Raw genomic sequence first — 12,992 nt, 5'->3', positions numbered from 1 at the left:
AGCGCCGCTAGCCGACGCGCCGTCCGTCACGGGACACCCCGACCCGGTCGCGGGCGTAGACCTCGGCCAAAAACTGCTCGACGGCCACCGCGGTGTGCGCGGCGCGGGCCGAGCCGAAAATGTCGAAAGCGTGCTGCGCCCGGGGCAACTCGGCATACACCACCGGGTTGCGGCTGACCTCCCGCAGGCGCTTGGTGAAACTGCGCGCCTGCTCGACCGGGATCAGCGAGTCGTTGGTGCCGTGCAGCACGAAGAACGGCGGCGCATCCTCGGAGATGTGGGTGATCGGCGAGGCGAGACGGAAGGGCTCAGCAATCTCGTTGCGGCTCAGCTTGAATACCCGCTTACCCATCATGGCCGGCATCATCGGATGCACCGCGTCGTCCCGGGTGAAGTCGTAGAACCCGTAGAACGGGATCGCCGCCTGCACCCGCGTGTCCGCCTCTTCGAAGCCGATCTGAAACCGCGGCTCGTTCGGCGTCAGTGCCGCGAGGGAAGACAGGTGGCCCCCGGCCGACCCGCCGGTGATCGCAATCCAGTTTGGGTCGCCGCCGTACTCCGCGATGTTCTGCTTCGTCCAGGCGATCGCCCGCTTCACATCGACGATCTGGTCGGGCCAGGTCGAGCGCGGGCTGAGCCGGTAGTTGACCGACACACAGATCCAGCCGAGCTCCGCCAGATGGCTCATCAGCGGGTGCGCCTGGCCGCGCTTGTTGCCCACCATCCAGGCCCCGCCATGGACCTGCAACAGCACCGGGGCCGGTTCGCCGTGGTCGAGGTCAGGACGACGCCAGATGTCAAGGTGGTTACGCGAACCGAATTCTCCGTAGCTGATATCGACGTCGTGGGCATAGTGGCGCCAAATGCGCAGCATGCGGGCCGGACCGGGCTTCTTGGCAGTGGCGCCGTCGGGTGTCGGCCGCTTCCACAGGTCGCCGGCCTCGGTGCGCCGGTCGGGGCCCAGCCCTTCGTTCAGCGCCGAGGTCAGCACCTCGTCCGCCGACCGCGCGCTGCGGTGCAGGCCGAGCAGCCCCAGCCCGGATATCGTCGCCAGCAACCAGCTGACCAGGCGTGTGCGGGGCGGCACCCGGGGAGTTACCGCGGCAAGCGCGGCAAACTGCGCGGCGAGCGCCGGCACGGGAAGCTCGGTCGCGAACAGGCCGTAGCCGAACGCATGTCCTGCCAGGTAGCCGCGCTTGCTGACCGGGCGGTAGCCGTTTACGGCGAACAGCACGCCAGCCAGAGACACGATTACCGCCGCTATCCGCTTCATCGACTTCCCCTCCCGTCGACCTCGGCCGCCACGGGCCCGATGCTTCCTTAACTAACCTAACTGCCCGCCGTGAACCCCTCTCAACCAGTTTCCCCCGCCTCGCCGGCGCCGCCGGCGTCGTGTGTCTCCTGCGGCTGCTGCAGCACCTCATAGGCGGGGTCGACCATCGAGATCGGCCGGTTCCCGGTCTGCCGGGCCTTGCCGGTGATCCGCAGGACCTGCCCGGGCTGAATGTCGGCGCCCCCGTGACTGGAACGGAACGTGACAGTGAGATCTCCGGTGTCATCTCCGAGGACGATCCGCCGCACCGTGCGCCGGTGTTCGTTGATGTCCTCGACCTCGCGCACCCGCCCCTCGATGGTGGCCCGTTGCCCGGGTATCAGTCCGGCCACCGTGATCACCGATTCGGGCCGCTCGGGGTGCTCATAAGCCTCGACGTTGCGGTCCTCGCCCTGGGATACCCAGGCTTCGATCTTGTCGAGCCGTCGCGCGATCCGCTGCTCGAAGCGGTCGGGGTAGGCCTCTTTGATCCGGGATTCGACGTCGTAGGGGACGATGGTGGCCGCGGCATCGGGGATGAGACTCACCGCGCGGGCGATCTTGTCCGCGGTGCGGTCGTGCAGCAGCCGTCCCAGCAGCGGCGCGTAGGTCCGGCGCGGCAGCAGCACCGTCACGTTGGTGTCCGGATGCTCCTTGCTCGTTTTGGCGACCAGAAGCTGGGCGGCCCTGTTGATCCGCCGATCCGGGCAGTCCACGATGCGCAGCCGCGTGTCGAGACCGAACTCATCCCAGCGCTTTCGAAGGTGTGCGGCGTGGGCCGCGTCGACCATGAAGTGCACCGCGATCAACTCGTCGGCCCGTAATCCCTTGCCATAGCGCAGTCCTTCGATCACCGCGAGGTCGACCGAGTTGACGAAGATGTACACCCGGTGCCGGGCATACTTCACCATCTCCGGACGATCGGCGCGGAACATCTCGAGAATGGCTGCCTCAGCCCGGTATTCGCGGTTGAGCCGGATCAGCATGAACACCAGCAGCGGAAAGACCACGACCACCAGCCAGGCGCCTTCGGTGAATTTGGCCACCGCGAAGATGCCCACCACGATCGTCGAAAGGATGCCCGCCGAGAGGTTGATTGCCAGCCGGTGCCGCCAACCCGGTTCCCGGTGTGTCAGGTGATGTTTGGTCATCCCATAACCGGCCATGGAGAAACCGGTGAACACGCCTATCGCATAGAACGGCACCAGCGCGCTGACCGAACCGCCGGTGGTCACCAACAGCACCACCGACAGCGCGGTGAGCGCGATGATGCCGTTGGAGAACACCAGGCGGTGCCCACGCTTCATCAATTGCCTTGGCAGAAAACGATCTTCGGCCACGAAACTGGCCAGTGCGGGGAAGCCGTTGAAGCTGGTGTTGGCGCCCGTGTACAGAATTGCCGCGGTGGACGCCTGCACCAGGAAGAAGAAGACATTCCCGATGACGCCGTTGCCGAAGACCGCACGACCGATCTGGGACAGCACCGAGGGATATTCGGTCAGGTAGGGCGTGGCGTGGGTGGCGTACGCGAGATACGCGACGCCGGCCAACAGAAACCCGAGAATGCATGCCATCGCGGTCAGCACCCGGCGCGCGTTGCGGCCCTGCGGTTTCTGGAACAGATCAACGGTGTTGGAAATGGCCTCCACGCCGGTAAGCGACGAACCGCCGTTTGCGAAGGCACGCAACAACACCAGAATCGTCGCGCCCATCACCAGGCCGTTGCCCTGATGCACCGGCACCGTTCCGGGCAGTTGCCCGGGGTCGTATACCGGCAAACCCCAGAACAGGTGGCGGACAACGCCGACCACGATGGTGCTGGCGACCATGACGATGAAGAAATAGGTTGCCACCGCGAAAGGCGTTCCGGCTTCCCGCATTCCGCGCAGGTTTAGATAGCAGATCAGGATCACCACGCCGACCGTGATCTCGAGGCTGTACGGTCCCAGCGCGGGAAGCGCCGAGACCACGGCCACCGTTCCGGCAGCCGACTGCACTGCCACGGTCACCACATAGTCGATCAACAGGGCCGCCGCGGCGATCTGCGCGACCCGGGGCCCGAAGTTGTCGCGCGCCACGATATAGGAGCCGCCCGCCCGGGTGTACGCCATCACCACCTGCCGGTAGGACGCCGCAACCAACAGGAGGATCAGCAGGATGACACCGGTCACGGGCAGCAACAGCGCGAACGCCGCCAACCCGGCGTTGGGCAGTAACTCGATCAGGATCTGTTCCGGGCCGTAGGCCGTCGACGAGATGGCGTCCGGTGACAGGGCACCGAGGGCCACTCCGTTGGATAACCGCTCGCCGGCCAGCTGCTCGGTGATCAGTGGCTTGCCCAGAAACACCCGTTTGAGGACATCGCCGAGGGTCAGCGGGATCCGCAACCTGCTCACCGACTTGCCCGCCGGACTCGCCAACCTGCACCCCCTCATCACTGGCGAGCAGACACAAAATCGCACAAATACCGCACAATTGACGCGATTTCGCGTCTGCTCGCGGTAAGAAGGCTAGCTGAGGCGGGCCGCGGCGGCGTCGATTCGCTCGTCGGTGGCGGTCAGCGCGACGCGGACGTGCCGGGCGCCGCCGGGGCCGTAGAAATCACCGGGCGCCACCAGGATGCCGCGTTCGGCGAGCCACCCGACGGTGTCCCGGCAGCCCTGGCCACGGCTTGCCCACAAGTACAGACCCGCCTCCGAATGGTCCACCGAGAAGCCGGCCGACAGCAGCGCCGGCAGCAGCACTGCGCGGCGTTGCGCATACCGTTCCCGCTGCACCTTCTCGTGCTCGTCGTCGTCGAGTGCGGCTACCATGGCGGCCTGCACCGGGGTCGGCACGATCATCCCGGCGTGCTTGCGCACGGCCAGCAGTTCGGCGACCAGATCGCGGTCCCCGACGACGAAGCCCGCCCGATAACCCGCCAGCGAGGAGCTCTTCGACAGCGAATGGATGGCCAGCAACCCGGTGTGGTCGCCGTCGCACACCGAGGGGTGCAGTACTGAGAGCGGCTCGGCCTCCCAGGCCAACCCCAGATAGCACTCGTCGGAGGCCACCAGCACGCCCCGCTCGCGCGCCCAACCCACCACCTTGCGCAGGTGATCGAGGCCCAGGACACGCCCCGTGGGATTGCTCGGCGAATTGAGGTAGATCAGCGCCGGGGACTGGGGGCCGAGCTGGGTCAGCGAATCCGCCCGCACGATCTGTGTCCCGGCGAGTCGTGCACCCACGTCGTAGGTGGGATAAGCCAGTTCCGGCACGACGACGACGTCGGCGCCGCGCAGCCCCAGCAGGGTCGGCAACCAGGCGATCAATTCCTTGGTGCCGATCACCGGAAGAACAGCCGCCTCGGAGAGGCCGGTGACGCCGAATCGGCGGGCCAGTGCCGCGACGGCGGACTCGCGCAACAGCGTGGTCCCCGCGGTGGCGGGGTATCCCGGCGCCGAACTGGCCGCCGCCAGGGCTTCCCGGATCAGCGGCGCGACCGGGTCCACCGGGGTGCCCACCGACAGGTCGACGATGCCGTCCGGATGGGACGCGGCCGTGGCTTTGGCCGCGGCCAGAGTGTCCCACGGAAACTCCGGCAGCGCCGCCGACACCCGGCGTTGCTGTGGCGCGCTCAGTCGTCCTCGCCCTGCGGCGGCAGGTCCTTGACCACTTGCGGGTCGTTCTCGGTCAGGCCGACCTTCGCCGCGCCACCCGGCGACCCCAACTCGACGAAGAAGTCGGCGTTGATCTGGGTGTACTGGCTCCACTGGTCGGGCACGTCGTCTTCGTAGTAGATCGCTTCGACGGGGCAGACCGGTTCACATGCTCCACAGTCGACGCACTCGTCGGGGTGGATGTACAGCATCCGGGCACCCTCGTAGATACAGTCCACCGGGCACTCTTCGATGCAAGCCTTGTCCTTGATGTCGACGCAAGGCTGGGAAATCGTGTACGTCACGGACGTCTCCTCAACGTGTCCTCCATGAACGGGCTGCAGGTCGCGTCACCCCAGGGGCTTCTAAGGTGAGCGTTCGGTTACTGATACTAAACGTCGCAGATACAACTCGGGCAATTGGCACGCCCGAGGGTCAGCCCACCGCTATGAACTTAGTTGCATAGTAACGGCCGCCGCACCTAACGTTTCGCGGGTGGCACTGCCTCACGCGATCCTGGTCTCGCTGTGCGAACAGGCCGGTTCCGGCTACGAGTTGGCTCGCCGCTTCGATCGCTCGATCGGTTATTTCTGGCACGCAACGCACCAGCAGATCTATCGGACACTGCGCGCCATGGAGAACGAGGACTGGGTCCGGGCCACCACGGTGGCTCAGCACGGCCGCCCCGACAAAAGGGTCTACACCGTCTCCGCCTACGGCCGCCAAGAATTGGCGCGCTGGATCGCCGAGCCACTGCAACCGTCCCGGCCCGGCCGCGGTACCGCGTTGAGCGACAACGGCACCCGCGACATCGCGGTGAAGCTGCGAGGAGCGGTCTACGGCGACATCGACGCCGTGCGGGCCCAGGTCGACGCCTTGCGCGCGGAGCGTGCCGCGTCACTGGACACCTACCGCTCACTGCAGCGGCGCGGCTTTCCCGACCCGTCTGTGTTGCGCGATGCCGCGTTGCACCAGTACCTCGTCCTGCGCGGCGGCATCCGCGCCGAGGAAAGCCTCGTCGAGTGGCTCGACGAGGTGGCCCGAGCACTGCGGGAGAAGTCATGACGTCGTACCCGAACCTGCTGTCTCCGTTGGACCTTGGCTGCATGACCCTGCGCAACCGGGTCGTCATGGGTTCCATGCACACCGGGCTGGAAGACCGCGCCGGCCACACCGACCGGCTCGCGGAGTACTTCGCCGAACGGGCCCGCGGCGGCGTCGGACTCATCATCACCGGCGGCTACGCACCCAACCGCACCGGATGGCTGCTGCCATTCGCCGCACAGCTGGTCTCCCCGGCCGAAGCCCGGCGCCATCGGCGGATAACCCGTGCGGTACACGACGAGGGCGCCAAGATACTGCTGCAGATCCTGCACGCCGGGCGCTACGCCTACCACCCGTTTTCGGTCAGTGCATCGTCAATCAAGGCGCCCATCAACCCTTTTCGTCCTCGGGCTCTCAGTGGGCGCGGTGTCGAGTCGGCCATCTCCGATTTCGTCCGCTGCGCACAGTTGGCCGCGGACGCGGGCTACGATGGCGTCGAGATCATGGGCAGCGAAGGCTATCTGATCAATCAGTTCCTGGCGCCGCGCACCAACAAACGCACCGACCCGTGGGGTGGCACACCGGCCAATCGGCGCCGGTTCCCAGTCGAAATCGTGCGCCGCACCCGCGCCGCGGTCGGGCCCGACTTCGTCATCTGCTACCGGATGTCGATGGCCGACTACGTCGAAGACGGTCAAACCTGGGACGAAATCGTTTCGCTGGCAACGGAAGTGGAGACTGCCGGAGCAACCATCATCAACTCCGGCTTCGGTTGGCATGAAGCGAGGATTCCGACGATCGTCACCTCGGTGCCCAACAGTGGCTTCGTCGACATCAGCGGCGCCCTGGCCGGCCACGTAGGCATTCCGGTCATGGCATCCAACCGGATCAACATGCCGCAGGCCGCCGAGCGGATCCTCGCGGAGACGCCGGTACAGCTGATCTCGATGGCCCGCCCGTTGTTGAGCGACCCGGACTGGGTGCTCAAGGCGCAGACCGAGCGGACGAACGAGATCAACACCTGCATCGCCTGCAACCAGGCCTGCCTGGACCACGCTTTCGCGAAGAAGACGGTGTCGTGTCTGCTCAATCCCCGGGCCGGGCACGAGACCACCTTGACGCTGTCGCCGACGCGGCGGGCGCACTCGGTGGCCGTCGTTGGCGCGGGTCCGGCCGGGCTTGCCGCGGCCGTCGGCGCCGCCCAGCGCGGACACCACGTCACGCTTTTCGACGGCAACGATTTCATCGGCGGCCAGTTCGACCTCGCCCGCCGGATCCCCGGCAAGGAGGAGTTCAGCGAGACCATCCGCTACTACTCGGCGATGCTCGCCAAACACGGCGTCGACGTCCGGCTCGGCACCCGGGTCGCCGCCACCGACCTCACCGGATACGACGATGTCGTACTGGCCACCGGCGTCGCGCCGCGCCTCCCCGCATCCCGGGCGTCGAGCACCCCAAGGTGCTGACCTACGCCGAGGCGATCACCGGGGTCGGGACGGTCGGCAGATCCGTCGCGGTGATCGGGGCAGGCGGCATCGGGTTCGACGTCAGCGAATTGTTGGTCACCGATCAGTCGCCGACTCTGGACGTCAAAGAGTGGCGGGCCGAATGGGGCGTACTCGACCCCACCGCAGCACACTCGGCGCGCGGGTGCCTGACCACGGCGGTGCCGGCACCGCCGGCGCGAGAGGTGTACCTCTTGCAGCGCAGCACGGGCCCTCAGGGCACCCGGCTGGGCAAGACCAGCGGGTGGGTGCACCGGGCATCGCTGCGAGCCAAGGGAGTCCGCCAACTCTCCGGTGTCAGTTACGAACGCATCAACGACGACGGGCTGCACATCCGCATCGGTAGGGGCCGGCCCCGGCTACTGCCGGTGGACTGTGTGGTGCTGTGCGCCGGACAGGAGTCGGTGCGCGACCTGGAAAAGGATTTGCGCCGCATCGGGGTGACAGCGCACGTCATCGGCGGCGCCGCGCTGGCCGCCGAACTGGACGCCAAGCGCGCCATCAGGCAGGGCACCGAATTGGCGTCCCGTTTGTGAGCGGTGCCGGGGCCCTCGATTTCGCTCACCGCGAAACCGCGGTTTACACGCTTCTGACCAGGGAATAGTTACATCCGCACACTGCCGTGCGATATCAATTTGCGTAGGAGCAAGTCCAGGGGGCCTGGTAGCCTTGACCGGAGACGGCAACCGCTGGGCAGATGTCGTCGCCGTTGAAGCTAACGGTGCAATAGTTGGGGAAGGTGTCCACAATATGAGGCTGTCGTTTATCGGAATGGGTGTCGCCGCCGGCGCCGCCGCCGTGTCGTTGGGTTTGGGAGCCGGTGTCGCCTCGGCAGATCCGTTCGACGGAGTCGTCAACACCACCTGCACATACCCGCAGGTGATCGCCGCGCTGAACGCAACCAACCCGGGTGCGGCCGCGCAGTTCAACTCGTCGCCGATCGCGCAGAGCTACCTGCAGCGGTTCCTTGCTTCGCCGCCGCCCGCCCGGGCGCAGATGGCAGCCCAGCTGCAGGCTATGCCTGGGGCTGCGCAGTACATCGGCGTTGTGGGTGAAGTCGCCGGCGTCTGCAACAACTACTGAGTTCGACCCGCGAGCGTAACGCCGCGGCGCTGCCCTCCGGGGTAGCGCCGGTGTTGCGCTCGCGGTCTTTTGTGCCTGCTCAGTAGCCACTTAGCTGTCGGCCTACCCGATGACGCGGGAACTAGGCAACCAACGCCGCGTATGTCGTGGTGCGCTGGCGCGCCGGCCGCCCGATTCCCTCCGCGATGGCGGCCAGCTCGGCCGCCGACTTCGCCGAGCCGTGTTCAGAACCGGCCATCCGCGAGATCGTTTCCTCCATCAACGTGCCGCCCAGGTCGTTGGCACCGCCGTTGAGCATCACCTGGGTGCGTTGCACGCCGAGCTTCACCCAGCTGGTCTGAATGTGCGCGATGCGCCCGTGCAGCATGATCCTGGCCAATGCGTGCACCGCGCGATTGTCGCGATGGGTCGGCCCGGGCCGTGCGGCACCGGCCAGATAGAGCGGCGAATTCTGGTGCACGAACGGCAACGGTACGAACTCGGTGAACCCGCCCGTGCGGTCCTGGATGCCACGCAACACGTTCAGATGCCCCACCCAGTGCTTCGGCGTGTCGACGTGGCCGTACATCATGGTCGACGACGATCGCAGGCCCACCTCGTGTGCGGTGGTCACGATCTCCACCCACAGCGACGTCGGCAGCTTGCCCTTGGTGAGCACCCACCGCACCTCGTCGTCCAGGATCTCCGCCGCGGTGCCCGGGATGGTGTCCAGGCCGGCCTCGCGCAGCCCGGTCAACCACTCGCGAATGCTCAACCCGCTCTTGGTGACGCCGTTGGCGATCTCCATCGGGGAGAACGCGTGCACGTGCATCGACGGCACCCGCGCCTTGACCGCGCGCACCAGATCGGCGTAGCCGGTGACCGGCAACTCGGGGTCGATGCCGCCCTGCATGCAGATCTCGGTGGCTCCGGCCACGTGCGCCTCCCAGGCGCGGTCGGCGACTTCCTGCGCCGACAAGGAGTAGGCGTCGGCGTCCCCCTTGCGTTGGGCGAAGGCACAGAACCGGCAGCCGGTGTAGCAGATGTTGGTGAAGTTGATGTTGCGGTTCACGACATAGGTGACGTCGTCGCCTACCACTTCGCGGCGCAGCGAATCAGCAAGTGCAGCAACGGCTTCCAGTGCAGGCCCAGTGGCGGTGGCCAGGGCGAGGTATTCGTCGTCGGTGCAGCCGCCGGGGTCGCGTTCCGCCGAGCGCAGCGCGGCCAGCACATCGGTGTCAATGCGTTCCGGCGCGCGCGAGGCCAGCTCGTGGACGCGGGAACGAATGGATTCCCAATCGCCGAAGGCGCTGTCGAGATCGCTGCGAGTGTCGGTGTTGCGGCCTTCGGTGTCGATCGCGGCGCCGAGGTCCACCCGGCCCGAAGAAGCCACCTCGTCGGGCTCCTGCCATGGTGCGCCGATCGGATTGACGTCGCGGGCGAAGCCGGTGTCCGGATCGGCAAGTGCCACAACATGTCCGCGCACCCGTGGATCGATCCATGCAGCGCCCGCCTGCACGTATCTGGGCTGCGCGGTCAGCCGCTGCACCAAGTCGTAGCCGGCCTCCGCGGTGACGGCGGCCAGGTCGTCCAGTGCCGGCCAGGGACGTTCGGGGTTGACGTGATCGGGCGTCAGCGGCGAAACCCCACCCCAGTCGTCCACCCCGGCCGCGACCAGCGCCAGGCATTCGTCGCGCGACACCAGGTTCGGTGGTGCCTGAATTCGCATGCCTGGCCCCAGCACCAGCCGGGCCACCGCCACCGTCGCGAGATAATCCTCGATGCCGGCATCCGGGACGTCCGCCATGGCGGTGTGCTCCTTGGCCCGGAAGTTCTGCACTATCACTTCCTGGATATGGCCGAACTCCTTGTGCGACTTGCGAATCGCGTGCAAAGTATCGGCTCGCTCCGCGAGCGTCTCACCGATACCCACCAACAGCCCGGTGGTGAACGGAATGGACAGCCGACCGGCATCGGTCAACGCGCGCAGCCGAACCGCCGGGTCCTTGTCGGGACTGCCGTAATGCGCCAGACCCTTGGTCTCGAACAGCCTGCGCGACGTCGTTTCCAGCATCATGCCCATCGACGGCGCCACCGGCTTGAGCCGCGACATCTCCGACCAGGTCATGACACCCGGGTTCAGATGCGGCAGCAGACCGGTTTCTTCGAGCACCCGGATCGCCATGGCCCGCACGTAGGACAGGGTCGAGTCGTAGCCGCGCTCGTCGAGCCATTCGCGCGCTTGCGGCCAGCGGTCCTCGGGCCGGTCGCCGAGCGTGAATAACGCTTCCTTGCAACCGAGCTCGGCACCGCGGCGCGCAACGTCGAGGATCTCGTCGGGCTCCATGTACATGCCGATGCCCTGGGCCCGCAGCTTGCCCGGAACGGTGACGAACGTGCAGTAGTGGCAGGTGTCCCGGCACAGGTGAGTGATCGGGAGGAAGACCTTGCGCGAGTAGCTGATCGGCAGCCTGCCGGACCCACCGCGACGCCCGGCAGATTCCAGGCCCGCGTCCCGGACGCGCGCCGCGCTGGCACACAGGTCGGCCAGATCCTCGCCGCGCGCCGTCATCGCGATGGCGGCTTCGTCGATGTTGAGGACGACACCGTCCCGGGCCCGGCGCAGCACCCGGCGCAACGCCGAGCTACTGACTCTGGGTGGCACGACGGGACTGGGCAAGACCGTCGGCTCCGGTGGTCCCGGTGTTACTGGCACGTTGGTGTAACTTCCCCACTCACTGATTTCATCCGCCCGTCCCACCCTGTGAGAACGTTCCATGCCGTGAGAGTCCGGGCAGTCCCCGGTCCCACTTCGCAACAGTAGCGGCAGGCGACCGCCGGCACGCGACTGACCAGCATGCCGCACCAGCGGGTCCATTTGGCCAACTGGGGCAATTAGCGGCGACGATCGGGATAAAATCGGTGCCTGTCCCGCCCGGCGATAGCATCGCCGGGCCTTGCCGACCTGGTATCGAGTAGGGGGTGAGTGCGATGTCCTTTCTGCACGCGGATCCGGAGGCGCTGAAGGCCGCCGCCTCCAACATCGCGGGCATCGGCTCGGAGATCAGCTCGGCAAACGCCGCGGCGTCGCTGCCCACCACCGGCGTGGTGGCAGCCGCGGCGGATCAGGTATCCGCGCAGGTCGCGGCGCTGTTCTCGTCTCATGCTCAGGGATACCAGCAGCTGAGCTCCCAGGTCTCGGCGTTCCACGAGAAGTTCGTCCAGGCTCTCGGCTCGAGTGCCGCGTCCTACGCCGGAGCCGAGAGCAGCGCGGCGCGGGCCCTGGCCGACGCGGTCAACGCGCCGGCGCAGCAATTGCTGGGCCACCCACTGGTCGGGCCTGCGGCGCCGAATCTGGCTGCGGCGGCCGCCCGGGCCGTAACCCAGGTGCAGGGTGCCTTGCAGGGTGCCGGTGCCAACCTCCTGGGCGCTCTGGGCCTGACCCCGACCGGCGGGATCGGCGGTGCGAGCGCCACCAGCGCCCTCCTGGGTCCGTTGGCGGCGCAGGCGGCCCCGGCCGCCGTGATACCCGTGTCGTGGGCCACCGCCATCGAGAATTTCTACAACTTCGCCGAACCGTATGTGGCATACGGCTTCAACCTGGCGTCCTATCTTGTGGGTTGGTTGCCTTACGTGGGAATACTGGCCCCGCAGATCAACTTCTTCTATTACCTGTTCGAACCGATGGTCCAAGCCGCGCTCTTCAACTCGCTCGACTGGTTGAGCGGCACTATCAGCTTCAGCCAGGGCCTGGCCAATTTCTGGTCGGCCACATCAGCGTCGATCAACCAGTTCCTCTACACCGAGTGGTACTGGATCCGGAGTTTCTTCCCACCGCTGCCGCCCTGGCCGCCGCTGCCATAACCAAGATCAGCGCCGTGCTCGCCCCCGCAGCAACACCCATACCGGGGGCGCGACGCCCAGCACGATCAACACCAGAGCCGCGTACGCCATCACGCCCTGGCCACCCAGGATGATGTCGCCGCCCGGACCGCCCAGGCTCGCCACTGCCACAGTGAGCAACCAGGTCCACAACGGCAGAGCGGCCATTCTGGGCGAGGTGGTCCACCGGCTTGCGGCCCACACCAGGGCGGCGTTGACCAACCCGCTGATCAACGCGCTGATCGGAAACGGCACCGAGCCGATATAGGAGGGCAGGAGCAGCGCCCCGGCCAGAGCGGAGAGCACCCCGTCGACGGCCAGCAGCGCCAAGACAACGAAACGAATAGCCGGATCTGTCGCGCCGGTCTCCTCGATCGAGACGGCGCGTGGCTTGATGTCGGTCAGGTTGGGACGCTGTCGATCTGCGAGACGATGGAACCGAGTACCCACTGCAGGCTGTCGAGTCGGTCCTGCCAGTGCTGCAGGTTAGGGTCCAGATCGGGGTCCATGCGCGTTCCTTCCTCTTCCTCTTCGAGGCGGCCTGTCTCA

Annotated in this window: 9 protein-coding genes and 1 pseudogene; 4 read left to right on the top strand and 6 right to left on the bottom strand. The window is 66.9% G+C overall.

Annotated features, from left to right (window positions below; translation table 11 throughout):
• Positions 1-7: 7 nt before the first annotated feature.
• From ACNQS7_RS27255 to fdxA, 4 genes are all read right to left on the bottom strand, one after another.
• Positions 8-1,273 (bottom strand): alpha/beta hydrolase fold domain-containing protein, encoded by a 1,266-nt coding sequence (locus ACNQS7_RS27255; protein ID WP_418014988.1) that lies wholly within the window; start codon positions 1,271-1,273, stop codon positions 8-10.
• An 80-nt stretch (positions 1,274-1,353) separates the two neighbouring features.
• Positions 1,354-3,747, bottom strand: a complete 2,394-nt coding sequence (locus ACNQS7_RS27250; RefSeq protein ID WP_418014987.1) for an amino acid permease — start codon at positions 3,745-3,747, stop codon at positions 1,354-1,356.
• A 75-nt stretch (positions 3,748-3,822) separates the two neighbouring features.
• Positions 3,823-4,908, bottom strand: a complete 1,086-nt coding sequence (gene dapC / locus ACNQS7_RS27245) for a succinyldiaminopimelate transaminase (protein WP_418014986.1) — start codon at positions 4,906-4,908, stop codon at positions 3,823-3,825.
• Between the two features lie 20 nt (positions 4,909-4,928).
• Positions 4,929-5,255, bottom strand: a complete 327-nt coding sequence (gene fdxA, locus ACNQS7_RS27240) for a ferredoxin (protein ID WP_055577957.1) — start codon at positions 5,253-5,255, stop codon at positions 4,929-4,931.
• A gap of 190 nt (positions 5,256-5,445) precedes the next feature.
• Between fdxA and ACNQS7_RS27235 the strand changes: the two genes are divergently transcribed.
• From ACNQS7_RS27235 to ACNQS7_RS27225, 3 genes and pseudogenes are all read left to right on the top strand, one after another.
• On the top strand, positions 5,446-6,015 hold the full coding sequence (locus ACNQS7_RS27235; RefSeq protein WP_418014985.1) for a PadR family transcriptional regulator: 570 nt from the start codon (positions 5,446-5,448) through the stop codon (positions 6,013-6,015).
• Positions 6,012-8,035: pseudogene (locus ACNQS7_RS27230) on the top strand (FAD-dependent oxidoreductase). The gene ACNQS7_RS27235 and the pseudogene ACNQS7_RS27230 overlap by 4 nt, the downstream one beginning before the upstream one ends.
• A 214-nt stretch (positions 8,036-8,249) precedes the next feature.
• Positions 8,250-8,582 carry a hemophore-related protein gene (locus tag ACNQS7_RS27225; protein ID WP_055577954.1) on the top strand — a complete coding sequence of 111 codons (333 nt, stop codon included), beginning with the start codon at positions 8,250-8,252 and terminating at the stop codon, positions 8,580-8,582.
• A 121-nt stretch (positions 8,583-8,703) separates the two neighbouring features.
• On the opposite strand, the gene ACNQS7_RS27220 is transcribed toward ACNQS7_RS27225, so the two are convergent.
• Positions 8,704-11,277 (bottom strand): bifunctional FO biosynthesis protein CofGH, encoded by a 2,574-nt coding sequence (locus ACNQS7_RS27220; RefSeq protein WP_418014984.1) that lies wholly within the window; start codon positions 11,275-11,277, stop codon positions 8,704-8,706.
• A 275-nt stretch (positions 11,278-11,552) separates the two neighbouring features.
• Between ACNQS7_RS27220 and ACNQS7_RS27215 the strand changes: the two genes are divergently transcribed.
• Positions 11,553-12,425 carry a PE family protein gene (locus ACNQS7_RS27215; protein ID WP_418014983.1) on the top strand — a complete coding sequence of 291 codons (873 nt, stop codon included), beginning with the start codon at positions 11,553-11,555 and terminating at the stop codon, positions 12,423-12,425.
• A gap of 6 nt (positions 12,426-12,431) precedes the next feature.
• Here ACNQS7_RS27215 and ACNQS7_RS27210 read toward each other — a convergent pair whose 3' ends face one another.
• The gene (locus tag ACNQS7_RS27210) at positions 12,432-12,893 is read right to left on the bottom strand and encodes a hypothetical protein (RefSeq protein ID WP_418014982.1); all 462 of its coding nucleotides are present in this window, start codon (positions 12,891-12,893) and stop codon (positions 12,432-12,434) included.
• Positions 12,894-12,992 lie beyond the last annotated feature (99 nt).

The organism is Mycobacterium sp. 23 (assembly GCF_048287075.1).
GTDB lineage: Bacteria > Actinomycetota > Actinomycetes > Mycobacteriales > Mycobacteriaceae > Mycobacterium > Mycobacterium gordonae_B.
Note: the sequence above shows the minus strand (reverse complement) of the source record. Positions and strands in the feature narration are given on the sequence as shown.

What these genes read in the sequence shown, in the direction of transcription:
- ACNQS7_RS27255 (WP_418014988.1), bottom strand. Translation starts at nt 1,273, where the DNA reads ATGAAGCGGATAGCGGCGGTAATCGTGTCTCTGGCTGGCGTGCTGTTC.
- ACNQS7_RS27215 (WP_418014983.1), top strand. Translation starts at nt 11,553, where the DNA reads ATGTCCTTTCTGCACGCGGATCCGGAGGCGCTGAAGGCCGCCGCCTCC.
- ACNQS7_RS27250 (WP_418014987.1), bottom strand. Translation starts at nt 3,747, where the DNA reads ATGAGGGGGTGCAGGTTGGCGAGTCCGGCGGGCAAGTCGGTGAGCAGG.
- ACNQS7_RS27225 (WP_055577954.1), top strand. Translation starts at nt 8,250, where the DNA reads ATGAGGCTGTCGTTTATCGGAATGGGTGTCGCCGCCGGCGCCGCCGCC.